This is a genomic window from Pelagibacterium nitratireducens, assembly GCF_037044555.1.
GTDB lineage: Bacteria > Pseudomonadota > Alphaproteobacteria > Rhizobiales > Devosiaceae > Pelagibacterium > Pelagibacterium nitratireducens.
The window spans coordinates 3354871-3381473 of record NZ_CP146275.1; the positions used below are offsets into that span (position 1 = coordinate 3354871).

23 protein-coding genes are annotated in these 26603 nt (G+C 62.4%); 6 read left to right on the forward strand and 17 right to left on the reverse strand.

The genetic code is table 11. From position 1 onward, the window contains the following. Positions 1-38: 38 nt before the first annotated feature. From V6617_RS16475 to V6617_RS16485, 3 genes are read right to left on the reverse strand one after another with little or no spacing between them, the layout of a single operon-like run. Positions 39-1076: a histidine kinase dimerization/phosphoacceptor domain -containing protein gene (locus V6617_RS16475; protein ID WP_338608004.1), complete on the reverse strand. Its 1038-nt coding sequence runs from the start codon at positions 1074-1076 to the stop codon at positions 39-41. Between the two features lie 5 nt (positions 1077-1081). Beyond that, positions 1082-1525 (reverse strand): response regulator, encoded by a 444-nt coding sequence (locus V6617_RS16480; RefSeq protein ID WP_338608005.1) that lies wholly within the window; start codon positions 1523-1525, stop codon positions 1082-1084. Beyond that, positions 1522-3021, reverse strand: a complete 1500-nt coding sequence (locus V6617_RS16485; protein WP_338608006.1) for a sensor histidine kinase — start codon at positions 3019-3021, stop codon at positions 1522-1524. The genes V6617_RS16480 and V6617_RS16485 overlap by 4 nt, the downstream gene beginning before the upstream one ends. Positions 3022-3158: 137 nt before the next feature. On the opposite strand from V6617_RS16485, the gene V6617_RS16490 reads away from it, so the two are divergent. The 3 genes from V6617_RS16490 (at position 3159) to V6617_RS16500 (ending at position 6743) form a co-directional block, all read left to right on the forward strand. Beyond that, positions 3159-3884 carry a VWA domain-containing protein gene (locus V6617_RS16490; RefSeq protein ID WP_338608007.1) on the forward strand — a complete coding sequence of 242 codons (726 nt, stop codon included), beginning with the start codon at positions 3159-3161 and terminating at the stop codon, positions 3882-3884. After that, complete coding sequence (locus V6617_RS16495) at positions 3881-4621, forward strand: DnaJ domain-containing protein (RefSeq protein WP_338608008.1); 741 nt, start codon at positions 3881-3883, stop codon at positions 4619-4621. The genes V6617_RS16490 and V6617_RS16495 overlap by 4 nt, the downstream gene beginning before the upstream one ends. 121 nt (positions 4622-4742) lie before the next feature. Continuing rightward, positions 4743-6743, forward strand: a complete 2001-nt coding sequence (locus V6617_RS16500; RefSeq protein WP_338608009.1) for a BCCT family transporter — start codon at positions 4743-4745, stop codon at positions 6741-6743. A gap of 33 nt (positions 6744-6776) precedes the next feature. On the opposite strand, the gene V6617_RS16505 is transcribed toward V6617_RS16500, so the two are convergent. From V6617_RS16505 to V6617_RS16525, 5 genes are read right to left on the reverse strand one after another with little or no spacing between them, the layout of a single operon-like run. Further along, positions 6777-7214, reverse strand: coding sequence for a GNAT family N-acetyltransferase (locus V6617_RS16505; RefSeq protein ID WP_338608010.1), 438 nt, complete (start codon positions 7212-7214; stop codon positions 6777-6779). Further along, the gene (gene edd / locus V6617_RS16510; protein WP_338608011.1) at positions 7214-9028 is read right to left on the reverse strand and encodes a phosphogluconate dehydratase; all 1815 of its coding nucleotides are present in this window, start codon (positions 9026-9028) and stop codon (positions 7214-7216) included. Before edd ends, V6617_RS16505 begins: the two co-directional genes overlap by 1 nt. A 51-nt stretch (positions 9029-9079) precedes the next feature. After that, complete coding sequence (pgl, locus tag V6617_RS16515; protein WP_338608012.1) at positions 9080-9778, reverse strand: 6-phosphogluconolactonase; 699 nt, start codon at positions 9776-9778, stop codon at positions 9080-9082. 18 nt (positions 9779-9796) lie between these two features. Beyond that, positions 9797-11278, reverse strand: coding sequence for a glucose-6-phosphate dehydrogenase (zwf, locus tag V6617_RS16520; RefSeq protein WP_338608013.1), 1482 nt, complete (start codon positions 11276-11278; stop codon positions 9797-9799). Positions 11279-11302: 24 nt separating this feature from the next. Next, positions 11303-12178 carry a BadF/BadG/BcrA/BcrD ATPase family protein gene (locus tag V6617_RS16525; protein WP_338608014.1) on the reverse strand — a complete coding sequence of 292 codons (876 nt, stop codon included), beginning with the start codon at positions 12176-12178 and terminating at the stop codon, positions 11303-11305. Positions 12179-12346: 168 nt separating this feature from the next. On the opposite strand from V6617_RS16525, the gene cobU reads away from it, so the two are divergent. After that, on the forward strand, positions 12347-12877 hold the full coding sequence (cobU, locus tag V6617_RS16530; protein WP_338608015.1) for a bifunctional adenosylcobinamide kinase/adenosylcobinamide-phosphate guanylyltransferase: 531 nt from the start codon (positions 12347-12349) through the stop codon (positions 12875-12877). Here cobU and cbiB read toward each other — a convergent pair. The 4 genes from cbiB to cobA form a co-directional block, all read right to left on the reverse strand. Next, positions 12874-13830 (reverse strand): adenosylcobinamide-phosphate synthase CbiB, encoded by a 957-nt coding sequence (gene cbiB, locus V6617_RS16535; protein ID WP_338608016.1) that lies wholly within the window; start codon positions 13828-13830, stop codon positions 12874-12876. The genes cobU and cbiB overlap by 4 nt on opposite strands. Beyond that, a complete protein-coding gene (locus tag V6617_RS16540) occupies positions 13827-15293 on the reverse strand; it encodes a cobyric acid synthase (RefSeq protein WP_338608017.1) in 1467 nt (488 codons plus the stop codon). Before V6617_RS16540 ends, cbiB begins: the two co-directional genes overlap by 4 nt. Further along, complete coding sequence (locus V6617_RS16545; RefSeq protein WP_338608018.1) at positions 15290-16693, reverse strand: cobyrinate a,c-diamide synthase; 1404 nt, start codon at positions 16691-16693, stop codon at positions 15290-15292. Before V6617_RS16545 ends, V6617_RS16540 begins: the two co-directional genes overlap by 4 nt. 248 nt (positions 16694-16941) lie before the next feature. Further along, a complete protein-coding gene (cobA, locus tag V6617_RS16550; RefSeq protein ID WP_338608019.1) occupies positions 16942-17799 on the reverse strand; it encodes a uroporphyrinogen-III C-methyltransferase in 858 nt (285 codons plus the stop codon). Positions 17800-17832: 33 nt separating this feature from the next. On the opposite strand from cobA, the gene V6617_RS16555 reads away from it, so the two are divergent. Next, positions 17833-18597: a cobalt-precorrin-6A reductase gene (locus tag V6617_RS16555; protein ID WP_338608020.1), complete on the forward strand. Its 765-nt coding sequence runs from the start codon at positions 17833-17835 to the stop codon at positions 18595-18597. Here the strand turns inward: V6617_RS16555 and V6617_RS16560 are convergent. Together V6617_RS16560 and V6617_RS16565 are read right to left on the reverse strand one after the other, a co-directional pair. Further along, the gene (locus V6617_RS16560; protein WP_338608021.1) at positions 18572-19561 is read right to left on the reverse strand and encodes a cobalamin biosynthesis protein; all 990 of its coding nucleotides are present in this window, start codon (positions 19559-19561) and stop codon (positions 18572-18574) included. The genes V6617_RS16555 and V6617_RS16560 overlap by 26 nt on opposite strands. Positions 19562-19949: 388 nt before the next feature. Then, complete coding sequence (locus V6617_RS16565; RefSeq protein ID WP_338608022.1) at positions 19950-20969, reverse strand: LacI family DNA-binding transcriptional regulator; 1020 nt, start codon at positions 20967-20969, stop codon at positions 19950-19952. 120 nt (positions 20970-21089) lie between these two features. Here V6617_RS16565 and V6617_RS16570 point away from each other — a divergent pair, with 120 nt between their 5' ends. Further along, complete coding sequence (locus V6617_RS16570; protein WP_338608023.1) at positions 21090-21581, forward strand: hypothetical protein; 492 nt, start codon at positions 21090-21092, stop codon at positions 21579-21581. Positions 21582-21795: 214 nt separating this feature from the next. Here the strand turns inward: V6617_RS16570 and cobO are convergent, their stop codons facing one another. Genes cobO through V6617_RS16585 form a run of 3 tightly spaced genes read right to left on the reverse strand, consistent with a single transcriptional unit; the run spans position 21796 to position 26602 of the window. Then, entirely contained in the window at positions 21796-22440 is a 645-nt protein-coding gene (gene cobO / locus V6617_RS16575; protein ID WP_338608024.1) for a cob(I)yrinic acid a,c-diamide adenosyltransferase, read from the reverse strand. Beyond that, positions 22437-26156 (reverse strand): cobaltochelatase subunit CobN, encoded by a 3720-nt coding sequence (gene cobN, locus V6617_RS16580; RefSeq protein ID WP_338608025.1) that lies wholly within the window; start codon positions 26154-26156, stop codon positions 22437-22439. Before cobN ends, cobO begins: the two co-directional genes overlap by 4 nt. Beyond that, complete coding sequence (locus tag V6617_RS16585; protein ID WP_338608026.1) at positions 26156-26602, reverse strand: hypothetical protein; 447 nt, start codon at positions 26600-26602, stop codon at positions 26156-26158. Before V6617_RS16585 ends, cobN begins: the two co-directional genes overlap by 1 nt. Between the last annotated feature and the right edge of the window lies 1 nt (position 26603).

Here is a 26603-nt window from a genome sequence, read left to right on the forward strand (position 1 = left end):
CTGGGCGTTGTTCAGACCATAGAGGCCCGCCCTCCGGATCAGATTTCGATCTGCAGGCGCGCGCGGGTACCCTGAGGCACCTTGTCATAGGCCAGCGTCGCACCAAGGCCCGTCGCCGTTGCGGCAATGACGCGAGACCCCACACCGGTCCCGTGAATTTTGCCCTCACCCATCCAGCCCACACCGTCATCTTCGACGATAATCTCACAGGTGCCGGGCTCTATCTGGCTGGCTCTGACGCGAATTTCGCCGACCTCGCGGTCCCGATAGGCGTATTTGGCGGCGTTGGTGACCAGTTCGTTGACGATAACGCCGACCGAGACCGCCTTGTCGGTGGGAATGCGAATGGGCTCGGCCACGAGCTTGATGTCCGCTGCAGCGCCGTCAAGGCTCATGGACATCTGAATCTCGCTGGCCAGATTGCCCAGATAGGCATCGATTTCGACGAAACGTACGTCGTCGGTGGTATAGAGTCGCTTGTGGATGCCGGCTATGGCCGAGATGCGCCCCTGGGTTTCGGCAAGCGCTTCTTTTGCCGCCGGGTCCGCAACCGCCGAAGCCTGCAGCCTCACAAGCGCTGCAACCAGCGCCAGCGAATTGGCAACGCGATGATTGACTTCAGCCAGAGCCAGTTCGGCGCGCTCCTTGGCAGCGCGCAGTTCGCGTTCGGCCTGTTCACGTGCCTTGCGCAGGCGCGATGTCGTGATGGCCTGCTCGACCGCATTGCTCAAAAGTTCAAGAAAATCTTCGCCCACAGTCTTGAGCACATAGTCGGCAGCCCCCGCCTTGAGCGCGGCAACGGCAATTGCCGCTTCGGTCGAACCTGTGACATAGACGACCGGCGGGGAATCTTCGTTGGCGGCGACCTGTTCGAGCATGCCAAGGCCGGTGCTGTCTGCCAGATAGTGATCGAGCACCAGAACATCGATATCGCCTTCGCCGAGCCGTTCGAAGCCCTTTTCGGCGCAGGTGACATGGATGATCTCGCGCCCCTGCCGACCCAGCACCTTCTGGACCAGCCGTCCGAGAGCGGGATCGTCATCGACATAGAGAATTTTGGCGGGTCTGTTGGGCATCGGCGTTACGCGGTCTCCGGGACCTGCATGACCGAAAAGAACATGCCCAACTGGCGGATAGCGTTGGCAAAGCCGTCGTAATCGACCGGCTTGGTGATGTAGACATTAGCCCCGAGATCGTAGCAGCGCTGAATCTCGCGCTCGTCGTCGGTGGTGGTCAGCACGACGACAGGCGTACGCTTTGTGTGGGGGTTTGCCTTGACCTTTTCGAGGATGGAAACCCCGGTCATGTCCGGCAGATTGAGATCGAGAAGGATGAGATAGTGGCGGTTCGTGCTCACTGTGCCGCTGCCGTCCTGGCCGAACAGATAGGCAAGAGCATCGGTGCCGTTCACAAACGGAATGATTTCATTGTTCACCCCGGCGCGACGGATGTTTTTTTCGATCAGGCGTGCGTGACCATCGTCGTCCTCTATCATAAGGATGGTGACGGGTTTGGCGTCGGTCATGGTCGGTCCTTGATTTTAGCAATGGCGCGCAGATCAGGCGCCACGATCACTGTAAATATGGTCCCATGATCGGGATTGGATTGCAATTGGATATCGCCGCCGAGGTTGCGGGCCATTATGCGCACATGGGCGAGCCCGATGCCCTCTCCGGGGACATTCTGGTTGCCCGATCGCCGGAACAGTTCAAACACGCGGTCATGGTCTTCGACAGAAATTCCGCGGCCATTGTCGATCACATCGATCACGATGCGGCCGTCGCGCTCCTGCCGTCCCTCGATGGTAATGGCGATGGGGCGCTCTGGATGCCTGTACTTTATGGCATTGTCGAGAAGGTTGCCCAAAATCTGCTCGAGCGCCAGGCGGTCGGAAAACACCGGCGGGGTTGCAACCTTTATGACGACGTCGCCATCTGTTTCCGCAACCTGATGGCGGACGGCCGATACCGTCGACTCCACGAGCGCTTCGAGATCTATGCGCTCGGCTTTGAGGTCTCGACGACCCTCGCGGGAAATCTTGAGAATGGCGTTGATCAGCCCATCCATCTTCTTTGTGGATGAGCGGATGAACCCTATTGCCTCCGGCAGGTCCTCGGTTGCGGTCTGACGCGCTTCGACAACAACAGGATCGTCGGGATCACCAGCGTGGCTTTCAACGAGTGCGTTGATAGGCCCCAGAGAGGCTTCAAGCTCGGAGGTAAAGCCCATGATGTTGACCAGCGGCGCGCGCAGATCGTGGGTGACGATATAGGCGAAGCGCTGCACTTCCTCGTTGGCGCGCATGAGATCGCGGGTGCGCTCGCCGACCCGGGCTTCGAGATCGCGATTGACACTCTCGACTTCGGCGCGCGCGGTATCGATTTCGCGGGTGTACCGCAGGACCAGCCATGCGGCCCCCCCCACCACGGCGATAATCACCAGCGCGCCGATAATTGCGATGATGCGTAGTGCGCCAACCGCGCCGCGTTGTTCGACCACGCCGTTGAAGGTTCTCTCATCCGCTGCGGAGACGATGGCATCGAGAAACGTGCGCATGCGCTCCATGATGATTTCACCCTGATCGGTGCGCACCAGATCCAGCGCCGACTGGAGATCGCCCTGCTGGGCAAGTTCCAGCGTCCTGTCGAGTTCGGCCAATTTGGTCTCGATATCGGAGCGCATCTGCACCATGGACTGCTCTGCTTCCGGATAGGGAATGAGCAACTCATTGAGCAATTCGTAAGCCGGGACGATGCGGTCGACGACGTCGCGATAGGGTTCGAGATAACGGTCATCGAGGGTCAGCAGATAGCCCCGCTGGCTCGACTGTGCGTTCTGGAGCAGATTGCGCAAATCGACGGCGGCGATGCGGGCCACACGGGCTTCGGTGACCTCGTCGAAATGGGCCCTGTTGCGCTCGACCAGCCAGATGGTCGTGCCTACGATGCCGATCAGCGCCATAAGGCCAACAATGATGAGCGCAAGGCTGGACCGGGCGAAGCCCTTTGACGAGATTGGCATTTTTGGTGATGAAGCCCGGAAATCAAAGCGTCGAAGTTCACTTTTGCCGGAAAATTGAACCGAACACAAGCAGCGCGGGCCGCACAGACTTGCGGGGCGTGGTGGCACGGCCCATATTTGCAGAGAAAGGAGAGCACGTGGCCGAAAAGACCCCGACCAAGACCCCGAGCACCCCTCCGACCGATGATCGCGCATCGCATGCGGAGATCGCAGACTTCGTTGCGAAGGTGGGCGCAATGAGTGCCACCAGGACGGCAGGTACTGACCAGCGCGGTCGGCTGCTGTTTGCCATGGACGCAACGATGAGCCGCCAGCCGACATGGGATCTGGCCTGTCAGTTGCAGGGAGAAATGTTTGAGACGGTGGCCAAGACCGGCGGGCTCGACGTTCAGCTCATCTATTTCCGCGGCTTTGGGGAATGCCGGGCCTCGCGCTGGGTTTCCGACGCACGGGCGCTGGCGGGCCTGATGACCGGCATCGACTGCCGGGGCGGACATACGCAGATGTCCAAGGTGTTTTCCCACGCCCGAAACGAGCACAACTCCAAAAAGATCAACGCCGTCGTCTATGTGGGCGACGCCATGGAAGAAGACATTGACAAGCTGGCCCAGAAGGCGGGCGAGCTGGGGCTTTTGGGCTGCCCGATGTTTCTGTTTCAGGAAGGACACGACCCGGTGACCCAAACCGCGTTCAAGGAGTTCGCAAGGCTCACCAAAGGTGCCTATGCGCGGTTCAACGCCGGTGCAGCCGCGGAACTGGCGGCGCTGCTACGAGCAGTGGCCGCCTATGCGAGCGGTGGACGCGCGGCGCTCAAGCTCCAGCAGGGCGGGCCAGCGAAACTGCTGCTCGAACAGCTTTCATGATCTGGTTTGTGCTTGCCGGCGCGGTGGCGCTGATTGCGCTGTATCTGTACGCACTGTTTTTACAGGGCGCGATCCGGCAATTGGTGCGCGCATTGCGCTGGATCGTCGGTGGCGTTTTGGTGATCGGCGCAGCAGTGCTTGGCGTGCGCGGCCAAATGCTTTTGGCCAGCTTCATGGCGGCGGGCGGGCTGGGCGTGTTGATGCGCGGACGGCTCGGCCCCATCGATTTTGGGGCGGGCCTGTCGAACCCGAACAACGTTTCAAGAGTGTCTTCGGTCTATCTGGATATGGCACTCGAGCACGAGACGGGAGCGGTTTCGGGCACCGTACGTTCAGGGCATTTTGCCGGGCGCGGACTGGCGGACCTGTCTGCAGAGGAGTGCTGGGCGCTCTATGACGAGTTGAGCGACGATGCGGACTCGCTGGCGCTGTTCAAAAGCTGGCTCGACGCCAATCGGGCGGGCTGGCGGGACTATTTTGCCAGCGAATTCGGCATGGAAACCGGCGAGGAGGACGGCCAATCCGAAAGCCAGAGCACTGCCGGCGTCAGCGGGCTCGAAGAAGCCTATGAAGTGCTGGGGCTCAAGCCCGGCGCGGGCCCGGACGCCATCAAGGCGGCGCACCGGACGCTGATGAAAAAGGTTCATCCCGATACGGGCGGATCGGCCTTTCTGGCCGCCAAAATCAATCAGGCCAAGGACTTGCTGCTCAAGGAGACCGCCTCGCGCAAATCCTGAATGCCAAGCGCGTTGTTTTCCACAGGCGGTTGTAACAACGCCACGCCCTGATAGACTTTACCCAAGTCAATTGCCTCGGGCCGCCGTTGTCCGGGCAAAAAACAAGAAATGAGTGGGGTTCATGTTTTCGGGTTTCGTCATCAATCCACCGGTCTTTTTCGGCGCCATTATCATTATTGCCGTTTTCCTTTTGATCGGGGTCGTGATGCCCGATCAGGCAGCCGATATTTTTTCCGCATTGCAGGCCGGTATTCTTGGCAATTTCGGCTGGCTGTACCTGCTGTCGGTGGGCATTTTTCTCGCCGCAGTTCTGCTGTTTTCGCTGGGGCGTTTCGGCTCGCTCAAGCTGGGGCCCGACGATGCCACGCCGGATTTCAAATATCTCTCCTGGATAGCGATGCTGTTTGCGGCCGGGATGGGAATCGGGCTGATGTTTTATGCCGTCGGCGAACCTATGACCCATTTTTATGCGCCACCGACCGCCGAGCCGGGCAGTATCGCTGCCATGCGCGAATCGATGGCGGTGACGTTTTTTCACTGGGGCATTCATGCCTGGGCGATCTATGCCGTGGTGGGGCTGTCGCTGGCCTATTTCGGCTATCGCTACAATCTGCCCCTGACCATACGGTCCGGGCTCTACCCGTTGCTCAAGAGCCGGATCAACGGCCCGATCGGGCACGCTGTCGACATCTTCGCCATTGTGGGGACTATGTTCGGCATCGCCACCTCTTTGGGGCTCGGGGTCAACCAGATCAATGCCGGGCTGAACTATCTGATCGGCGTGCCGATCGGACCGCAGGTGCAGGTTCCGCTGATTGCGATCATCACTGCATTGGCGACCGTCTCTGTGGTCACGGGGCTCGACAAGGGTGTGCGCATCCTTTCTGAAACCAATCTGGTCGTGGCCGTGCTGCTGATGGTGTTCGTGCTGCTGGTCGGACCGACGGCGGATCTTTTCAGGGATTTCGTCCAGAATATCGGTCTCTATCTCGATACGCTGCTGCTACGGACCTTCAATATCTATGCTTATGAACCCACGCCCTGGGTTGATGGCTGGACGCTTTTCTACTGGGCCTGGTGGATTTCTTGGTCACCGTTCGTTGGCATGTTTATCGCGCGCATTTCACGCGGGCGGACGGTGCGTGAATTCATCGTCGCGGTGCTGTTCATCCCGGCCGGTTTCACATTCTTCTGGATGACGGTGTTCGGCAATACGGCAATGTTTGTGGATACGGGGGTGGCGGCCGGAGAATTGGGCACGGCAGTTGCCAACGACGTGGCCGTGGGACTGTTCCAGTTCTTCACCTACCTGCCACTTCCGGCCGTGACCTCGACGCTGGCGGTCATTCTCGTTGCGGTATTTTTCATTACCTCATCGGATTCGGGTTCGCTGGTCGTGGACACCATCGCGGCTGGCGGGGAAACGGAAACCTCGACAGCCCAGCGCATCTTCTGGTGCGTCATGGAGGGCGTTGTGGCGGCCGGCCTGTTGCTGGCGGGGGGCCTCGGCGCACTGCAATCGGCGACCATCGCAAGCGCCCTGCCCTTCACATTCGTAATGCTGGCGCTGGTGTGGTCGCTTTATGTCGGCATGCGGGCCGACCTCGCCCAGCAGGACGCACAAGCGGCCTCTCCCCATTCCGGTCCGGCCCATCCTGCCTCAGGCTTGACCTGGCAAAGGAGGCTGGCCCTGATGCTCAAGGCGCCAACGCTCAAGGAGGTCAAGGCCTTCATCAACGGCGACGCCAAGGCAGCGCTCGAACAGGTGCGGGACGAACTGGCCAAACGGGGCTGGAACGCGAACCTGGAGGAAGACGAGGCCGCCGGGACCATCGCGCTGGTGGCCCCTTCCGAAGGGGTGCGTAACTTCGTTTATGGCCTGCAGAGTTCCGAGCAGCGGCTGGCGGCTTTTACCGCCTTTGAGGCCAGCCGCCCCGAAGTGCGCCACGAGGCGCGGACCTATTTCTCGGACGGGTCGAAAGGCTATGACGTCATGGGGATGACGCGCGAGCAGCTCATAGCGGATGTGCTGGTCCAGTTCGAACGCTACCTGGCGCTGGTCCAGATGCCAGCGTCCCAACTCGTTACTGCAGCGCCAGAGCACAGCGTCGAGACGAACTGAGTGGGTTGGGGGCAACGCCCCCAACCCACACTTTCAATAATTCTTCATCTTGAGATGGGGAATGCCGGCGTCCATAAACTGGTCCCCATAAGCCATGAATCCGAGCCGGGCATAAAAGCCCGTCTTGTCAGCCTGGCTTTCGAGATAGCACCGAGGCTGACCATTTTCACCCGCTAGCTGCACGGCAAATTGAATGAGCCGGGCACCCAGCTTCTTGCCGCGGTGGGACGCTGCAATAGCAACGCGACCGATCTTGGCGTGTTCGGGCTTGAACAGGATGCGGGCAACGGCAACTACCGCTCCTTCGGCGATGCCAACGATATGGGTCGCTGTCATGTCATCGGCATCGTGCTCGAGGTGTTCGGGCACGCGCTGCTCGATGACAAACACCTCGCGGCGCAGGGCAAAGCCAAGATTGCACAGCGGCGAGAAGACAGGCACCGCAAGCAGCGTAAGGTTCGACTGTCCCATCAGGCAAAAACGCTCGCGCCGCGATCTGCGGTTCCCACCAATTGCCGGAAGCCGGCGAACAATTCACGGCCCATGCCGTAATGCTGATCGGTCAGATCTTCGGTGGCCGCCGGGCGGGCTGCGAACTCCTGGGCATCGCCCAGAAATTCAAGCGTTCCGGTTTCAGCGTCGAGGCGAAGCAAGTCGCCGTCCCTCACTTTGGCGATGGGTCCGCCATCGGCCGCTTCAGGGGTCATGTGGATGGCGGCCGGTACCTTGCCCGAAGCGCCCGACATGCGTCCATCGGTAACAAGCGCGACCTTGATGCCACGATCCTGAAGGATGCCCAGAGCCGGGGTGAGCTTGTGAAGTTCTGGCATGCCAATAGCCCTTGGGCCCTGAAAGCGGATGACGGCGATGAAGTCGGACGTCAACTCGCCGGCCTTGAAAGCATCCTGGAGGCCCTGCTGGGAGTGGAAGACCCGTGCGGGTGCCTGGACGAGACGATTTTCCGCCTTTACGGCGGAAATCTTGATGACCGATTTGCCCAGATTACCCGAGAGCAGCTTTAATCCACCGGTCCTGGCAAACGGCTCGGACGCCACTGTCAGCACCTTGGGGTTGCCGCTCTGGGCGGGAGCAGGCTCAAAAGTCAGCTCTTCTTCGATATAGCGCGGCTCTTTGGTGTAGGCGTCGAGCCCCTTGCCCCAGACCGTGGTCACATCGTCGTGGAGGTATCCCGCGTCGCGCAGTTCGCGGATGAGGAAACCCATCCCGCCGGCAGCGTGGAAATGGTTCACATCGGCCAGCCCATTGGGATAGACGCGAGCCAGAAGCGGTACGGCATCGGACAGTTCGGACATGTCATCCCAAGTGATTTTCAAGCCCGCCGCGTTGGCCATGGCGACAAGGTGCATTGTGTGGTTGGTCGAGCCGCCCGTGGCGAGCAGGCCTACGAGACCGTTCACTATGGACTTTTCGTCAATGACATGGCCGGCCGGGGTATATTCATTGCCCTGTGCCGTTATGGCCAGCGCCCGTTTGGTGGCCGCCTTGGTCAGCGCGTCGCGCAGAGGGGTGCCCGGATTGACAAAGCTCGCACCCGGCAGGTGCAGGCCCATGATTTCCATGAGCATCTGGTTGGAATTGGCCGTGCCGTAAAAGGTACAAGTGCCCGGGCCGTGATAGGATTTGCTTTCGGCCTCGAGCAATTGGTCGCGCCCAACCTTGCCTTCCATGTAAAGCTGGCGGATGCGGGCCTTTTCGTCATTGGGCAGGCCGGTGGTCATGGGGCCAGCGGGGATGAAAATGGCAGGCAGATGCCCGAAGGTAAGGGCCGAAATCACGAGGCCGGGGACGATCTTGTCGCAGATGCCGAGAAAGACTGCTGCATCGAACATGTTGTGGGACAGGCCGACGGCAGCGGCCATTGCAATCACATCTCGGGAAAACAGCGAGAGGTCCATGCCGAGCTGACCCTGGGTCACGCCATCGCACATCGCGGGCACGCCACCGGCGACCTGGGCGACACCACCCGCATCGCGCGCCGCCTCGCGGATGATGGCGGGATAGGTCTCATAAGGCTGGTGGGCCGAGAGCATGTCATTGTAAGAGGTGATGATGCCCAGATTGAGCGCCTGATCGCCGGCCAGTTGGGCCTTGTCGGACGGTCCGCACGCCGCAAAGCCGTGAGCGAGGTTGCCGCAGGACAGAGCCGAGCGATAAACGCCCTGGGCCCGCGCCTTGTCGAGACGGTCGAGATAGGTGCGGCGCGAGGCTTCCGAACGCCTCGTTATGGCATCGGTCACGTCCTTGATTGTGGTCTTTACGGTCATGGTCGCCTCCTTAGCGAGGATGAAGGAGGTGACCCTGGGTCAGGTTGGGCCTCAGGGACACCAGAAGAGGGAAACGGGAATATGGTTTTGTGACAGCACGGCGCGCACCGGCATGGTTTCGACCGGCCCGGTTTGAAGCGCTTTGTCGAGCACCTGGGCCTTTTCATCACCTTCTATATGCAGATAGAGGGCACGCGTGGCCAACAGACGCGGCAGCGTGAAGGTGACGCGCGGTTCGCCGGCGCCAGGCGCGTTGATCGCGATGACCGGACCGTCGGCATTGAGAGCTTCCTGAAGCGTGTCACCGCCGGGAAAGAACGAAGCTGTGTGCCCGTCATTGCCCATACCGAGGACGACGGCATCAAAGGGCATGGGCAGGCAATCAAGAGCGGCGTTGGACTTTGCGATCCCAGTCGCGTCGGGTTCGGGCGTGCCGGCGTAAAGCGGCACAAAGGCCGCGACGGAGGCGGGGCCTGCCAGGAGATGTTCCTTTACCAGCCGCGCGTTCGACCGTTCCGAATTTTCGTCCACCCAGCGCTCGTCGACAAGGGTGACCGCAACGTTTTCCCAATCGACGTCCTCGCGCGCTCCGAGCACTTCGAAAAAGCGTTTGGGGGTCGAGCCGCCCGAAACGGCGAGCGAAGCCGTGCCGCGTTCATCGAGCCCGGCATTGAGGTTTTCGGCTATTGCGTCGGCAAGGGTTTCGGCCAAACGCTCCTTTGTCGAAAAGACGTTGCGCTCGATGGTCATTGTATTCTCCAGACTGTTTCAGGCGTCGCCTTCGTGCCAGGTGCGCCCGTCACGTTCGATCAACGCGACCGACGCTGTAGGACCCCATGTTCCCGCAGTATAGGTCTGGGGGGCATCTGACGCATTGTCCCATGCCTGGCGGATGGGATCGATCCAGCGCCACGCGGCCTCAAGCTCGTCACGGCGCATGAACAGGGTCTGGTTGCCGCGAATGACGTCCATTAAAAGCCGTTCATAGGCCTCTGGGGTGCGTTCGGAGAAGGTTTCGGCAAAGGACAGGTTCAGAGGCACTTCGCGCAGGCGCATACCGCCGGGACCGGGGTCCTTGATCATCAAGAACAGCTTCACGCCCTCGTCGGGCTGCAGACGCAGGACGAGCTTGTTGGGCTTTGGGGCGCCCTCGGCATGATCGAAGATCGAATGAGGGATCGCGCGGAACTGGATGACGATTTCGGAAACACGCGAGGGCAGGCGCTTGCCGGTGCGCAGATAGAAGGGCACGCCGGACCAGCGCCAGTTTTCGACCTCAGCCTTGATGGCTACGAAAGTCTCGGTCTTGGAGCCCTTTTTGTCGTCCGGCAATTCATCCTGATAGGAGGTGACCGAACCGCCATTGACCGCGCCGCCCTTATATTGGCCGCGCACCGTAAACTTGGAGACGTTGTCGCCGGTGATCGGCTTGAGGGACCGCAGGACCTTGAGCTTTTCGTCGCGCAGGGCGTTGGCATCGTCGGACGCCGGGGGCTCCATGGCGACGAGGCACAAAAGCTGCATCATGTGGTTCTGGACCATGTCCCGCAGGGCGCCGGAATCGTCGTAATAGCCGCGCGTGCCCGCCCCAACATCCTCGGCCACCGTGATCTGCACATGATCGATATGGGCCGCGTCCCAGATGGGCTCGAACAGGATATTGCCGAAGCGCAGAGCCAGAAGGTTCTGGACCGTTTCCTTACCGAGATAGTGATCGATGCGGTAAACCTGATCTTCGGCGAAGACCTCCGAGATCGCATCGTTGATTTCCATCGACGATTCAAGATCCTGGCCGAGCGGCTTTTCGACAACCACGCGGGCATCGCGCCGCCAGTAGCCCTTGTTGTCGAGATATTCGCAGATGGGGCCGAACAGCCCCGGGGCGACGGCGAGATAAAAGGCGCGTTCGATCTCGGGATCGGTGCGCAGGGCCTTTTCGAGATCGGCCCAGCCATCCTTGTCGGTGACGTCGTTGGCGATGTAGGAAAAGCACGAGACGAACCGGGCGATAACGTCCTTGTGCTGATCGACCTTATCCACAAATTCGCTCACGGCATCGCCGGCAAATTTCTGAAAATCGGCATCGGAAAGCTCCGAGCGCGATACACCGATGATGCGCGAGCGCTCATCGAACTGGCCATCGGCAAAGCGATGATACAGCGCCGGGATCAGCTTGCGCCGGGTCAGATCGCCAGTGGCGCCGAACACCACATAATCGAAGGGCTGGACCGGAATAATGCGTGCGGACAAGGACGAGCCTCCGTCATTAAAAAATTAGCGGGCGGCGTTCTGGCGGGCCAGAATCACCGCTCCGTGCAGCGGTTCTGCGCGGGGCAAGGAAACGTAATCGCCGTAGCGGATCTGAAGCAAAGGCATGAGCCTTTGGCCAAAGCCGCCGACAATGGCGAGTCTGTCTGCACCACAGGATTTGAAGTAAGACACATAGCGATCGATATAGCCAAGCTCGATTTCCATCAGTTCGGCCGCTACAGGATCGCCTTTTTCAAAATATTCAATGAAAAGCGGCATCAACGCGCCGTAGTCTGCCGGCTGGCGGCTGTCGAAGCTCCAGGCCATGACGGCGTTGAGATCGCCACCGAGCTGGGCGATGACGGCATCGGTCAGAGGCGAGGTATCGACGAGGCCGTCGGTGGCTTCGACGGCGTAGCGGACGAGTTCTCGACCCAGAATGGCGCCCGACATCTGATCGCCGATGTGAAAGCCCCAGCCGCCGACCTGAAAGCGCTCCCCGTTCACCAGCGCCATGCCGGCCGAACCGGTGCCCACGATAATGACTGCGCCATCCTCGCCCTCATGGGCGCCGGCACGGGCGATGTCGATATCGTCATAGACTGTGACATGGGCGAATGGCCAGGGGCGCAGCGCGAAAGCCTCGCGTGCCGAGGGCAGCCGTGCGCCGGCCATGCCGAAACACGCTTCGGTGTTGGCTGTTTGGGCATAATCGAGCCCGGCCAACGCAAAGACCTGCCGCGTGCCTTCCTGGATGGACGCATAGGCCGGATCGCCACCCTCGAGCTGGAGATTGGAGCGTCCGCCACGGGCTTCGGCAAGCGTTTCAAGGTTGGCATCGGCGAGACGGATGCGGCAATTGGTGCCGCCGCCATCAACGCCGAGGAAGTATTTGGGCACGATCGGATCAGCTCCCGGTTTTCGCGGCGGACCATACTGCGCTTGCGCATAGGACGAAAGTATTATGAGGTCAAATCGTAAATCGGCCCGATGAAACGATCAGGCTGATTGAAGAGCTGAACGGGCGCAGCCATTTTTGCCCGGACACAGACTGCGGAGGGCATAAATTTGGCTGATCACATCCTGGTTCTGGGCGGAACGCGTTCGGGCAAGACGGCGCTGGCCGAACGGATCGCCCTGCGATCGAGCACCTCGCCCGCCTATCTGGCCACCGCCGAGGCGCTGGACGATGAAATGATCGAGCGGGTCTCGGCGCACCAGCGTGCCCGCGAGGGGCGGTTTGCCACCATCGAGGAGCCGCTGGAATTGCCGCAGGCGCTGTTTGCGGCGGCGCAGGCCCATGACGTGATTCTGGTCGATTGCCTGACCTTGTGGATCACCAACCTCTTGAGCATGGAGCGCGATGTGGCCGAGGAGGTCGATCTGTTGGTCGAAGTGCTTGAAAACATTACCGACACTCAGGTGATCCTGGTCTCCAATGAAGTGGGACTGGGGATCGTGCCCGACAATGCTCTGGCGCGGACCTTTCGGGATCTGACCGGGGCGGCGCATCAGGAGTTGGCGGGGATTTGTGAGCACGTCTATTTCGTCGTCGCCGGGCTGCCCATGGTGGTCAAGGGCAAGGCGCCCAAGCTTTAGAAGACCATCGAAAATAGCGCCCAGACGGCAAGTATGCCGAGCGCGATGAGCATGGCCCTGTCGTAAAGGCTTATGGCGGTTGCGATATCCTCGGCGGTGAGGTTTCGCTTGCCCTTACCCATTTTCGGCAGATCGAGCGTCTCGCCCTTGTAGGCGCGCGCGCCGCCGAGACCGAAGCCCAGGGCCCCGGCCATGGCGGCTTCGGGCCAGCCGGCATTGGGGGAGGCGTGATTGGGTGCGTCGCGGCGGGCGGTTTCCCAGGCGGCCCTGGGGTCGGCTTGTGGCATGGCGCGGGCGGCGAGGGCGAAGAGGCCGGCCGTCAAGCGCGCCGGGATGAAATTGACCAGATCGTCGAGCTTTGCTGACGCCCAGCCGAAGGCTGCGTGGCGCTCGGAGCGATGGCCGATCATGGAATCGGCAGTGTTGATTGCCTTGTAGATCGCGGCGCCGGGCAGGCCGAACAGGGCGAGAAACAAGAGCGGCGCGATGACGCCGTCGGAGGTGTTTTCGGCCAGGGTCTCGATGGCGGCGCGGGAGATTTCGGCTTCGTCGAGCTCGGCTGTGTCGCGGCCCACGATGTGGGCGACTTCGCGGCGGGCGCCTTCGATGCCCTGTTCGCGCAGGGCGCGGGCCACGGCGAGGACGGCGTCGCGCAGGCCTTTCTGGGCGATCAGGGTTGAGGCGAGCAGGATTTCTATGAGCCAGCCGAAGGGCAGAAAACGCAGGACCTGCTGGAGGCCGAGGGTGACGATGAGAACGGCGAGAACCACGATGGCGATGGCGAGAACGCCGGCTATCTTGCGGGAACCAAAGGATTTTTCAGGGTCGTTCTGGCGGCTGTCCAGAGCGTCGATCAGCCTGCCGATCCAGATTACGGGATGGCCGATCCTATCGGTGAGCCAGGCGGGATAGCCCACAAACCGCTCGAGGATTGCGGCGAGGAAGGCAATCAAGGCTGCGGCTCCCGGGCGAGGGCGAGAACGGCCTCGAGGTCGAGATGGGTTTCGAGATGGGCGGCGAGATCGTCCAGGGTTCGATCGATCGCCGCGTCGAAATCGAGCAGCGGATCGGTGGAAATGCCAAGGTTTGCAAGGAATTGGCGGCGGAAGGCATCGGCGGCGAAAAGGCCGTGCAGATAGGTGCCCATGATTTTCCCGTCCGCCGATCGGGCGCCTTCGGGGGCGCCGTCGACATGGGCGAAGGGGCGGGATGTGTCGGGGCCGATCGTTGTGCCCATGTGCATGTGGTAGCCGGTGAGCGGTAACTGGGAGATGGCGTCGGTGGCGGTTTCGAGGCGGAGTTGTTTTGTACCTTCGAGGCGGGTGGTGACGGCGAGGTGGCCAAGTCCTTGGGTTTGCCCGGCTTTTCCCTCGATGCCGTCAGGGTCGGCCACCCAATCTCCGAGCATCTGGTAGCCGCCGCAGATGCCAAGGACGTGGCCGCCGGCGCGGATGTGGGCGGCAATGTCGATGTCCCAGCCCTGGAGGCGGAGGAAATCGAGATCGGCACGAGTGGCTTTCGAGCCGGGGAGAATGACGAGTTTTGCTTCGCGCGGGATGGGCTGACCGGGCTGAACGATGACGAGGCGGACGCCGGGTTCGGCGCGCAGGGGATCGAGGTCGTCGAAATTGGCGATGCGGGCCAGACGCGGCACGGCAATGACGGTTTCGGCTGAATTTTGTTCAATATTTTCAAGGGCTAAGACGTCTTCTGCTGGAAGACGGCTGGCGGGTGCAAAATGGGGGACGACGCCGAGACAGGGGCGGGCTGTACGGGTTTGTACGAAGGTCCGGCCAGCATCGAACAGCGATGGATCGCCGTGGAACTTGTTGACCAGCGTTGCCGCGATCAGATCGGCATCTTGGGGCGCGATGACGGCGAAGGTGCCGACCAGCGCGGCGATGACGCCGCCGCGATGAATATCACCGACAAGGATCACCGGAATTTTCGTTTCCTGCGCGAAACCGAAATTGGCGATATCGCCATCGCGGAGGTTGATTTCCGATGCACTGCCGGCGCCCTCGACGATGATGAGATCGTTTTGAGCAGCGAGGAGTTTAAACGCATCGATGACGGCGGGCATAAATTGGGTGCGGGACGCGAAATAGTCGCGGGCCGACATGGAGGCGACGCGCCGCCCCCTGATAACCACTTGAGAACCCGTGTCTTTTTCCGGCTTGAGCAGGACGGGGTTCATCAGGGTGGTGGGTTGTTTGCGGGCGGCTTTGGCCTGGAGGGCCTGGGCGCGGCCGATCTCGCCGCCATCTGATGTGACGGCGGCATTGTTGGACATGTTCTGGGGCTTGAAGGGCGAAACCGAAAGGCCGCGATTGGCAAAGGCGCGGCAAAGTCCGGCCACTATCAAGGACTTACCGACATCGGACCCGGTGCCCATGACCATTATGGCGCGGGTCATTGTGCGGCGCCTTCGATGATATGGGCGTAGGAGCCCATGACATTTTCAAGCACGCAGCCCATGGGATCGAGGGCGGTTCCCAGGGCGTCAACCGCGCCAAACAATGGCGCTAAAAGGTATGGAGTTGAGCGTTCGGTGACGCCAGATTGCTCAACATTGGGGAAATATTGTTGGGAATAATGAAATTCGTGCCCGCACAGTTTTTCCGGCCACGGCAATGGCGAGGCATGGGTAAGGCGGCGATAGCCGAGGACGCGCCTGGGGCGGTCGATGGCGGTTGAGACCGGCAAAAGACCGGCCATGGGGTAAGTGGCCCCCGATTTGTCGGTCAGGGTTTGCCCCAGGACCATATAGCCACCGCATTCGCCATAGATCAGGGCGCCACGGTCGCGGGCTTTGATAAGGCCCGATTTGAAACCCGACGCATTGGCGAGGGTGGCGCCATGCAGTTCAGGGTAGCCGCCGGGGAGGAAAACCGCGTCGGCACCTGCATCGGGCGCTTCGTTTGCCAGGGGCGAAAAAAAGTTCAGCGATGCGCCGGCATTGTGCCAGCTTTCGAGCAGGTGGGGGTAGATAAAGGCAAAGGCCGCGTCGTGGGCGATGGCGATGCGCTGGCCCAGCGGCGCAAGGCTGGCGATTTGCGCGGCGGGCGCGACGGGTGCGGCGATGGCGCCAAGCAGGCGGAAATCGAGATGGGTGGTCATGATCGACCCGGCGCGGGCCAGATGGTCCTCGATGCCTTCGATATCGCCAGGGAGGACCAGACCGAGATGGCGTTCGGGGAGCGCGAGATCGGCGCGGCGGGGGATGGCGCCAAGGCAGGGGATGGCTGTTTTGGCCAGCGCATCGCGCAGCATGGTTTCATGACGGTCGGACGCGACCTTGTTGAGGATGATGCCGGCGATCGTCACATCGTTTCGCCATGAGGCAAAGCCGTGGACCAATGCTGCGACGGACTGGGCCTGACGGTCGCAATCGACAACGAGGATGACCGGCAGGTTGAGCGTTGCGGCGAGATCGGCCGTGGAGCCTTTGCCGTCGATGGCGGAATCGAACAGGCCCATGACGCCTTCGATGAGCAAAATGTCGTGGCGCTCGGCGTGTTGGGCGGCGCGCGCCGTAAGGGTTGCAGCGTCCATCGCCCATGGGTCGAGATTGATGGCGGCCGTGCTTTTTTGTGTCGCGGCTGCGAACGGCGAACCGGTTTCCACTTCGCCTGCATCCGCTTGAGCCGCTCTGGAGAGAAAGGCGGGATCGATATAGTCCGGGCCGGTCTTGGCCGGGGCGACGCGATAACCCGAATTGACGAGCGCGCGGGCGATGCCCAGCGTTATGGCGGTCTTGCCCGAGCCCGAGCGCGGGGCGGCAATGATGAAGCCGCGGGGGGACGGGTCAGTCATTTCTCGCCTCGTGCGAAATCAAACGCCGTGGATGCGCCTTTCCGCAACCTCGCTGCCCCGGCGAACGCCGGGTTCCAGCAGGGCTGATCCACAAACCGGAGTTCGCGGCGATGCACATGGACCCCGGCTTTCGCCGGGGAAGCGATGGGGGGCAGGCGTGTGTGGGGACAAGCGCCGAGGGATGCGGGGATTGGAGGGAGAGCGCGAGAAGCGCGGGAGCGGGATATCCGTTAGCAGTGCGGTGTGCTTCAGCCAATGGTGTTCTCCCGCAGGCTTCCGGCGTACCAGTCGAAGGTTTCGCGGTAGCGTGAGACAGGGCCGAGGACGATGACGGCCGGGGTGGGGACACTGGCGTCGGCCAGCTCCCCGGCCCGGCCCAAGCGCGTTTCGAGAACGGTTTGATCGGGCAAGGCGGCGTTGGAGACGATGGCGAGGCGATCGGCGGGGTCGCGGCCGGCGGCGATCAGCTTTTCGGCAATCGAGGGGAGATGCTTGACGGCCATATACATGACGATGACCGGGGAGGCGGTGGCGATGGAGGCCCAATCCACGCCCTGGGGGATGCCGCCCTTTTCGTCGTGGCCGGTCAAAAAAACCACAGTGTGGTTGGTGTCGCGATGGGTGACGGGGATGCCGGCATAGGCCAGCCCGCCAATGCCGGCGGTAATGCCGGGCACGATGCGGAAGGCGATGTTCTCGCGGGCAAGGGTCTGGACCTCCTCGCCGCCGCGCCCGAACATCATGGGGTCGCCCCCCTTCAAACGCAGCACGCGTTTTCCCGCTTTGGCGTGTTCGACCAGTTTTAGGGTGATATCGGCCTGTTTGGGCGAGGGCTTGCCGCCGCGTTTGCCCGCATAGATCTTTTCGGCCTTCGGGTTGGCCATATCGAGCAGGCCCGGGCCGACAAGGGCGTCATAGACGATGACATCGGCCTGGCCCAGGGCGTGATAGCCCAAGAGGGTGATGAGGCCGGGCGCGCCGGGGCCTGCGCCGACCAGCCACACCGAGCCGGGCGCAAAGACCGGAAAGCGCGCGGAATCGAGGGCGGCAAAATGGCCCTTTTCCACCGGTTTGCGCCTGAGCCAGCCGAACACGCGAATCCCCATTTCCTTTTTCGTAGCGCTGTATAAATCTATGCCATGGATATGGGCAATCGCGACACCATTGGCAGGCGCATATTGATCGTTGGCGGCACGACCGAGGCGCGCGAACTGGCGGGCCTTTTGGTCGATGCCGGCTACGAGGTCATCACCTCGCTGGCCGGGCGGACCGACACACCGCGGTTTCCGGCCGGAATCGTGCGCATCGGGGGATTTGGCGGCAAGGAGGGGTTGGCCCGATATATCAGGGAGAACTGTATCGATCTGCTGGTCGACGCCACCCACCCCTTTGCGGCGCAGATTTCGGCCAATTGCGTTGCCGCGGCGGCGGACGCCGATGTGCCGCTGATTCGGCTCGAGCGCCCGGCCTGGAAAAAGCCCGAGGGCGCGACCTGGATCGAGGTGGGCACGGCCCAGGACGCCGCCGACGCCCTGCCCCGCGGCGCGCGGGTTCTGCTGACCGTGGGCCGGCAGGAGCTGGGGCCGTTTCTGGCCTATACAGGCTGCCATTACACAGCGCGGATGATCGAGGTGCCGGCGGGGCTTCCCGACGATTGGCGCGTGATTGCGGCGCGCGGGCCGTTTACGCTCGAGGATGAGCTGCACCTGATGCAGGAACGCGGCATCACCCATCTGGTGACCAAGAATTCGGGCGGGACGCAGGTGGCCGGCAAACTGGAGGCGGCGGTGCAGCTTTCCATCCCGATCATCGTGATAAAGCGCCCCCGGTTGCCCAAGGCGAATGCCGTGGATTCGGTTGTCTGGGCGCACCAGAGCGTTACGCGGATTTTCCGAACCGGCTAACGTCTATGGGCGTATCGGCCCGGCCCAGCGCGCAGGTGACATTGCCCGCAATCTGCTTGGGCACGATGAGCGTGCCTGCCTTTATCGCCACCGCTTCGCACACGCCCGAAAGACCGATTGCCGCCTCGACACTGGCGGACGGGGTGACCAGGCGTTTTTTCTCACGGTCGATCTCGCGGCGGGTGAAGGTGCGCAGGGGCACGCCGAAATGGGCGGCCGCTTCGATGAGCGCGGGGGTTTTGCCATGAGTGTGGATGGTGGCCAGCGCGGCGAGGGCTTTCGGGGCGATGCCGGCGGTTTCCAGGGCAGCTTCGAGAAGGGTTATGACCTCACGCATTTGGGCCTTGCTGGTGCAGCCAATGCCGCCGACCACGGTTTTGGGATGGACGAGCAGGCCGGGGCCGGGCGCGGGGCTTTCGGTGAGGCGCAAAAGCTGGCTGCCATGGCGCGAGACGGGATAGCCCGCCAGCTCCAGCCAGCCCGACAGGCCCTCGACGCGCAGCTTTTCGCCCTTCAAAAGCGCCGCCATGAGCGGGCGCACGGCATCTGGATTGGCCACCACATAGCCCGGCGGCGGGTCATCGAGGGAAAAATCGTAAAGCGTATCGGAGGTGGCGGTGACAGCGGCAAAGCCGCGAAAGCCATCGGCGATCCAGCGGGCCAGCGCGTTGGCGCCGCGATGGCTGCCAAGCAGGGGAACGGCAACCTTGCCATCGGCGGAAACCGCGACCACGGGCGGCTCGGACATCTTGTCGCCCAGCGTGCCATCGAGCAGCCGGATCAAGGCGCCGGTGGCGCATACGCCCACAATGGGGGCGCCCTGGCGATAGGCATCGCCGACGAGGGGTGCCGCATCGATCCGCCCCGGACCGCACAGATGCACCGGCGCACCCAGAAGCTGGGCCACGTGGCGGGCGATTTCATCGCCGCGAGGCGAGGTGGAAAATACGAGCGGGGTCTTCAACGCCAAAATTTAAGTTGAGTGAGGCAGTTCGGTTTTTTCGCCTAGCATGGTTGGGGGGAACGGGCAATGTGTTGGGGGCGGGAAGAGAGGTCTGGGGTACTGGATCCCGGGTCATCGCCCGGGATGACGGGGGTGGGGAGGAGGGGTTGGGGGGCAATAGGCAAGGTTGGGCGGGTGGTGAACGATGAAGCTGGTTCGCACGGGCTCGTCTCGCCTCCACGGTCATCCCGGACTTGTTCCGGGATCCAGTACACCCAGCGGTGTTGCAGTTGCAGGGGGTATGAAACGAGATGAAGACTGCTGGCTCTGCCGGGTACTGGGTCCCGGGTCTTGGCCCGGGATGACGGTGGTTGGGGGGAGGGGTTGGGGGACAGCTTCGGCCTGGCGGTCAGGTGATGCGGGTAACCGACTCGCGGGGGACGAGGTGGACGGGCAATTCGATGATGGGAAGGTCGGATTTTGTGCGGGCTTCGATGATGTCGAGGACCAGGTTCATGGCGTGGCGGCCCATTTCTTCCTTGGGCTGGTGCACTGTGGACAGGCCCGGAACGTATGTATCGGCCAGCACGATATCGTCGAACCCCATGACCGAAAGATCGCCGGGCACCGAGATGCCGTAGCGGTGAAGCTGGGAGATGAACCCCATGGCCGCCTCGTCATTGGCGCAGAAAACGGCGGTGGGGCGGTCCTTGAGCGAAAGGAAGCTCTGGGCGGCGGCGCGCCCGCCGATGGCCGAAAAGCCGCCTTCGAAAAACCATGTGTCATTGATGGCGACACCGGCTTCGGTCAGCGCCCGGCGCAACCCGTTGGCGCGGGCGCGGCGCACAGGGGTGCGGTGGGGGCCATAGGCGTGGCCGATGCGGGTGTGGCCCATTTCAATGAGGTGCCGGCCGGCAATATAGCCGGCCCGTTCATTGTCGATGAGGATATGGGGCACGCGCATATAGCCGCGCTCCTCGCTCATGGCGACGATGGGCGGGGTGCCCGAATAGAGCTGTTGCAGCAGCGACAGGTCGTGATCGGCGATTTCGTGGCCCGAGAGGATGATGACACCATCGACCTTGGCGTTGCGCAAATTGGACAGGATCAGATCCTGGGTGCCGCCGGGGCTGGGATTGGCAATGATCGTGGAATAGGACGAGGCTTCGGCCCGGCGCTGGACGCCGCGGAAGATTTCCGAATAGTAGATATTGCCGATATCGTTGGCGACGACCAGCACGGTGTTGGCGCGCTGCTTTTTGAAATTGCGCGCGGTTTCCGATTGCACGTAATGGAGCGCGTCAACGGCCTCCTGCACCTTGCGGCGGGTCTTTTCGGTAACGGTTTCGGGCGCGTTGATGGCCCGTGACACAGTTGCCGTCGACACGCCGGCCTGGCGCGCCACGTCTCCAATGGATGGTCTTTTCACTTGCCCCTGCCCCAAGCGCCGGTTTTGTGGCCATTGTTTACGCCAATTGTGGTCCGAGCGGAACCATGGCAGCCCAGAGATGGCTTGCGAAAGCCACAATCGGTGGGCAATCATCGCCAAATGTTGCGCTCACTTGTCCTCGCCATTGCCGTTTTTTCCAGCGTTTCCGGCAGCTTGCCGGCGGCGGACTGGACTCGCTATGTCAATCCGCGATTCGGGGCGGCTGTCGATGTTCCGGCAGATTTCGCCGCCGATGGTCCGGCCCAGGTGGCCGGCGAAGGCAAACGGTTTCGCGCATCGAACGGGCGCGCGGTGATTACCGTATGGGGCGGTCCGAGCCAGGGCGCCGATTTTCTGACCGAAATGGGTCGCCGGATCGGGGCGGAAGAGGACGAGGGCTGGGCGATCACCTATCGCTCGGAAACCCCCGATTGGGCCGCGTGGGGCGGAACGCGGGGCGGGCACGTCTTTTATGCCAAGACCATTCTGGTCTGTAACGGGCGGCAGACCGCCAATGTGCGGCTCGACTATCCGGCGATGGACGTGCCGGGGTTCGACGCCGTGGTCAACCGGCTGGGGCAGAGTCTGGGCCAGGACGGGGCGTGTTTTTAGGTTGTGCGTTCAGTTAGGTGAAGGTGGCGTAGCGACAAGGTTGCCGCTCTTTCAGCGACGTCATCCCGGACGTGATCCGGGATCCAGTAATCGGCAGCGCAGAAATTTTCATCGCCAACGTGGAGTGTACTGGGCCCCGGGTCTTCGCCCGGGGTGACACGAGTGGGTTGGCGGGCTCGGGGACTGCCCCCCGCGAATATCGATTGCAGGCGCTCTAGAATTCAATCCCCGCCTGGGCCTTGATGCCCTGTTCGCGGAAGGGGTGTTTGATCTGGGTCATTTCGGTGACCAGATCGGCGATTTCGACAAGCTCGTCCTTGGCGTTGCGGCCGGTGACGATGACGTGCTTGTCGGCGGGGCGGGATTTGAGGGTTTCGATCACTTCATCGAGCGGCAGGTAGTCGTAGCGCAGGCAGATGTTGAGCTCGTCGAGCAGGACCATCTGATAGTCGGGGTCGGCGATCAGTTCCTTTGCCCGGTCCCAGGCCTTTCGGGCGGCTGCAAGGTCGCGCTGGCGATCCTGGGTTTCCCAGGTGAAGCCATCGCCCATGGCGTTGATCGAGACCTGATCGGGGAAATGCTCGAGGATGTCGCGCTCGCCGGTGTGCCATTTGCCTTTCACGAACTGGACGATGCCGACTTTGAAGCCGTGGGCGATGCCGCGGAAGACCATGCCGAAAGCGGCTGTGGATTTGCCCTTGCCTTTGCCGGTGTGGACGATGAGCAAGCCCTTTTCATTGGCGTTGGCCTCGACCAGCCTGTCGCGGGCCGCCTTTTTCTTTTTCATCTTTTCGGCGTGATAGGCGTCGCGCTCCGCCTCGGACATGAGGTCGGTCTTTTTGGGCTGGCGTTCGGTCATGTCTCGTCCTCGAGATAGGCGTAGGCGGAATTGGAGCGGGGGGTCCAGAAGCCGCGGGTGCGGGCTTCGGAAAACTTTTCGATCAGCTCGTCATAGCCGAAGCGGTTGGCGGCGATGAGGAAGTCGCGGGTGGCGTCGTCCTCGATGAAGGCGGCAAAAGCCATGTCGAAATGGTGGGACTTGACCGCGCCCGTGGTGGCGGCAAAGCCGAACATGAAATCGACCGTCGCGATGATTTCGAAGGCGCCGCGATAGGAATGGCGCTTCATGGCATCGATCCATTTGGGATTGACGACACGGGCGCGCATCACCCGGGCGATTTCTTCCTCGAGCGTGCGCACTTTCGGCGTTTCGGGACGCGAGGTGTCGAGGTGGTAGGCGGCGGGCTTGTGGCCCGAGAGGGTTTCGACGGCGGCGGAAAGGCCGCCTTCGAACTGATAATACTGGTCGGAATCGAGCAGATCGTGCTCGGCATTGTCCTGAACGTGGACGACGGCATCAGCCGATTTCAGGCGCGCGGCGAACAGCGTTTTTTCGGGCACGCCTTCGGTGCGGGCGCCATAGGCATATTGGCCGGTGGCGAGGACGGCTTCGGCAAGGTCGGATTTTTCGGCCCATTTGCCGGTCTCGACCAGCTTGCCGAGGCCGGTGCCATAGCCGCCGGGCGCGGCGCCGAAAATGCGGTGGCCGGCGCGCAAACCCGCTTCGTCCTGGGAAGTGCCTTGTTCCATCATGGCCAGAGCGTCGGTGCGCATGCGGGCGGCGATGGGGTTATCCTCGATGGGTTCGTCGAGCGCTCCGATGGCGCGGATTGCGCGGTCGAAGAGAGCAATCTGGGCGGGGAAGGCATCGCGGAACAGGCCGGAGATGCGCAGGGTGACATCGACACGGGGGCGGCCGAGTTTGGCGAGCGGGATGATCTCGTATCCCGAAACGGTGAGCGAGGCGCCCTGCCAGACCGGTTTGGCGCCGATGAGCGCCAGCGCCTGGGCGATGTCGTCGCCGCCGGTGCGCATGTTTGCGGTGCCCCAGACACTCATGGCGAGCGAGGTGAGCCAGAGGCCGTGATCCTGATAGTGGCGTTTGAGGAGATTTTCGGCGGCCTTGCTGCCCAGAGCCCATGCGGTCTGGGTGGGGATGGCGCGGTTATCGACTGAATAGAAATTGCGCCCGGTGGGGAGCGTATCGACCCGGCCCCTTGTGGGGGCACCCGAAGGGCCGGGGGCAACGAATTTTCCCGCAAGGCCATCGAGGAGCGATTTGATCTCGTTGGGGCCGGACGCGGCCAAGCGCGGGCGGATGGTGGTTTGGATGGTGTCGAGGACGGCGGTTGTGGCGGTCCAAGCCGGATCGGGGGCGCGGCCGGTGACGAGATCGGCGGCCAGGGCTTCGAGGCGATCGATGGTATCGCCGTTGGAGCGCCAGACACCGGGCGTATCGAGCGCCTCGGGTTTTGGGCCGGTCCAGGGGGCGGCAAGATCGAGCGAGAGGGGATCGATGCCGAGTTTGAGATCGTCGGCCAGGGCGCGGATCAATGAAGCATCGCCCCCCTGCCCTTGCCCGCGCGGGACGCGGGCGAAGGCGACCAAAAGGTCGCGCTCGAATGTGCCAGTGGGCGATTGACCGAAGATGTGCAGGCCGTCGCGGATCTGGGCCTCTTTGAGTTCACACAGGAAATTGTCGATCTGGTTGAGGGCTTCGGTTTCATCCTCGGGCAGGCGCAGATCGAGATCGAGCCGCGCATCGCGGGTGAAATCGAGGATCTTGCGTTTGAGGCTTTCAAGCCGGCGCTGGTCCATGCCGAGCGCGGCGTAGTATTCATCGAGCAGGGCTTCGAGGTCTTTCAGGGGCCCATAGGTTTCGGCGCGTGTCAAAGGCGGTACCAGATGGTCGATGATGGTGGCGCCGGTGCGGCGCTTGGCCTGGGTGCCCTCGCCCGGATCATTGACGATGAAGGGATAGAAATGGGGGAGCTGGCCCCAGAGAACCGAAGGGTAGGATTCACTGTCGAGGGCATTGGCCTTGCCGGGCAGCCATTCGAGATTGCCGTGCTTGCCATTGTGGATCAGCGCGTCGATGCCAAAGGCGTGGCGCAGCCAGAGATAGGAGGCGATATAGGCGTGAGGCGGCACGAGATTGGGATCGTGGAAGCTGATTTCCTCAGCCACATCGTAGGCGCGGGCCGGCTGGAGCAGGATGGCGATGTTGCCGAAGATTTTTATCGGCAGATGGAAGGCGTTGCCGCGCACGAAAGGGTCGGCCTCGGGGGCGCCCCAGCGGGCGGGGACATCCTCGCGGATGCAGGGGTGGAGGGTTTCGAGCCAGGCCTTGTAGGTTTTAACCGGCAGGATGGCGTCGGAAGTGCCGTTGTGCGGACGGGCATTGGTGGGGCCGGTCTGGAGGTACTCGACAAGGGCGGTGCCCGATGGCGGAACAGGCGAAATATCATAGCCCGTTTCAGCGAGGGTTTTGAGAATCTCGACGCTCGATTGGGGGGCGTCATAGCCGACGCCGTTGGCGAGGCGGCCGTCCTTTAGGGGATAGTTGGCGAGGACGAGGGCGATCTTGCGCTCGGCGGGGGATTTGGCGCGCAGGCGGGCGTAGTTCTGGGCGAGGTCGGTGGCGCGGGCGATGCCGTCGGGTTCGGGAGTGAAGGCGGTGAGCGGGCATTGGGTGCGCTCGTGCCAGACCGCTTCGGCCTTGTGGCCGACGATCAGCGCGCCGACGCGGCCATCGATTTCGGGCAGGACCACCTGCATGGCGAGATCCTTGGAGGTCAAACCGCGCGGATCGGCTTCCCACATGATGGGCGGGCGCGAGCCCTGGACGAGCTGGATGACGGGCGCGTCGGTCAGCGCGAAGGGGTTTTTCTCGGGCGTGAGGTCGTTGATGCCCAGGGCGAAGCCGGTGAGGTTGAGAATCGCGGCGGGCTCGATGTCCCCCAAAGCCTGGCGCACGAACGCGGCGCAGTCGGGCGATTTCAGCGAAGAGATAACGATGGGCACTGGTGCCAGACCCTGACGCTCCAGCCCGCTTGTCAGCGCTTCGAGGGTCGCTGTGCCCGATCCTTCGAGCACGGCGCGGTAAAAGAGGATGGGCACATGGGCCGGCTTTTTATGCGGTGTGTCGATTGGTTCGGGACAGACACCGCGCGCTGGCGCGCTGACGATGCCGCGTTGGCGATCCCAGAAGCCAAAGGCGGGAAAAGGGTGGGGCGCGGCGGGGATGGGTTCGCCCGCAGCGAGGGCGCGGAAGGCCGATAGGATCGCGTCCGCATTGTCGGGACCGCCGGTCAGAAACAGTTTGTGCAGGGCATGCCAATCGGCGTCCGCAATGGTCGAGCGGGCCAATAGGATCGGGTCGGGGGTGGCGTCGCCGGGCAGGAAAGCCAGGGGAATGGATTTTTGCCGGGCCAGCATTTCGATTTCATCGCAGCCATAGGGCCAATAGGCCGAACCGCCGATCAGGCGGATGACAATCAGTTTGGTGTGGGCGAGGGTATCCTGGCACCAGAGGTCGACCGAGAAATTGTGAGTCAGCCGCATGAGGTTGGCCAGCCGCAAGCCGTCCGCGCCAGCCCTATCGGCGGCGGCGGCCAGCATGGCCAGTTCGCTATCGGCTGAGGAGGCAAAGGCAAAATCGCCCGGGGTCTGGGCAAGATCGATGGCCTCGCCCTCCTGCTGGAGGGCGCCGGCCTGGGCGGCAAGCAGATGCATCAGTGGTCGCTCCAGGGCAGCGCAGTGGCGGCAAGGGCGACCGCTCCACCGACACCACCCAGAAACGAAAACGCACTGAAGGGCGCGAAGCTGTGGCCGAAAAGAAGCAGCATTGGCCAAATCAAGACCGCACCGGAAATGCCACCGATTATGAGGGCGGCGATCGTACGCGCGAGTGGGTGGCTCAAGCGGCATCCAACGCTGAACCACACGTATGCCGAAACCAGCGCCGGCAAGAAGCCGACAAACCAGCCGAAGAACAGAAAAAATCCTAGATCCGACCAGAAACTGGTTGTGAAATCGCTCGAGAGCCATATGCGCTCGGCGAGCATCACGCTGGCAAAGACGGTAAGCGATCCGACAATTGGGCCTAAAAAGCCGATCGCCGCCGATCTCCGTGAGGCGCGACGGGTCGATGGGCTTTTCAAGTCCGGCAAGATCAGCATG

Coding starts and splice junctions, on each gene's coding strand:
- V6617_RS16475 (WP_338608004.1), bottom strand. CDS start 1,076: ATGCCCAACAGACCCGCCAAAATTCTCTATGTCGATGACGATCCCGCT.
- V6617_RS16480 (WP_338608005.1), bottom strand. CDS start 1,525: ATGACCGACGCCAAACCCGTCACCATCCTTATGATAGAGGACGACGAT.
- V6617_RS16485 (WP_338608006.1), bottom strand. CDS start 3,021: ATGCCAATCTCGTCAAAGGGCTTCGCCCGGTCCAGCCTTGCGCTCATC.
- V6617_RS16495 (WP_338608008.1), top strand. CDS start 3,881: ATGATCTGGTTTGTGCTTGCCGGCGCGGTGGCGCTGATTGCGCTGTAT.
- V6617_RS16500 (WP_338608009.1), top strand. CDS start 4,743: ATGTTTTCGGGTTTCGTCATCAATCCACCGGTCTTTTTCGGCGCCATT.
- V6617_RS16505 (WP_338608010.1), bottom strand. CDS start 7,214: ATGGGACAGTCGAACCTTACGCTGCTTGCGGTGCCTGTCTTCTCGCCG.
- edd (WP_338608011.1), bottom strand. CDS start 9,028: ATGACCGTAAAGACCACAATCAAGGACGTGACCGATGCCATAACGAGG.
- pgl (WP_338608012.1), bottom strand. CDS start 9,778: ATGACCATCGAGCGCAACGTCTTTTCGACAAAGGAGCGTTTGGCCGAA.
- V6617_RS16540 (WP_338608017.1), bottom strand. CDS start 15,293: ATGACCCGCGCCATAATGGTCATGGGCACCGGGTCCGATGTCGGTAAG.
- V6617_RS16545 (WP_338608018.1), bottom strand. CDS start 16,693: ATGACTGACCCGTCCCCCCGCGGCTTCATCATTGCCGCCCCGCGCTCG.
- cobA (WP_338608019.1), bottom strand. CDS start 17,799: ATGGGGATTCGCGTGTTCGGCTGGCTCAGGCGCAAACCGGTGGAAAAG.
- V6617_RS16555 (WP_338608020.1), top strand. CDS start 17,833: ATGGATATGGGCAATCGCGACACCATTGGCAGGCGCATATTGATCGTT.
- V6617_RS16570 (WP_338608023.1), top strand. CDS start 21,090: ATGTTGCGCTCACTTGTCCTCGCCATTGCCGTTTTTTCCAGCGTTTCC.
- cobO (WP_338608024.1), bottom strand. CDS start 22,440: ATGACCGAACGCCAGCCCAAAAAGACCGACCTCATGTCCGAGGCGGAG.
- cobN (WP_338608025.1), bottom strand. CDS start 26,156: ATGCATCTGCTTGCCGCCCAGGCCGGCGCCCTCCAGCAGGAGGGCGAG.
- V6617_RS16585 (WP_338608026.1), bottom strand. CDS start 26,602: ATGCTGATCTTGCCGGACTTGAAAAGCCCATCGACCCGTCGCGCCTCA.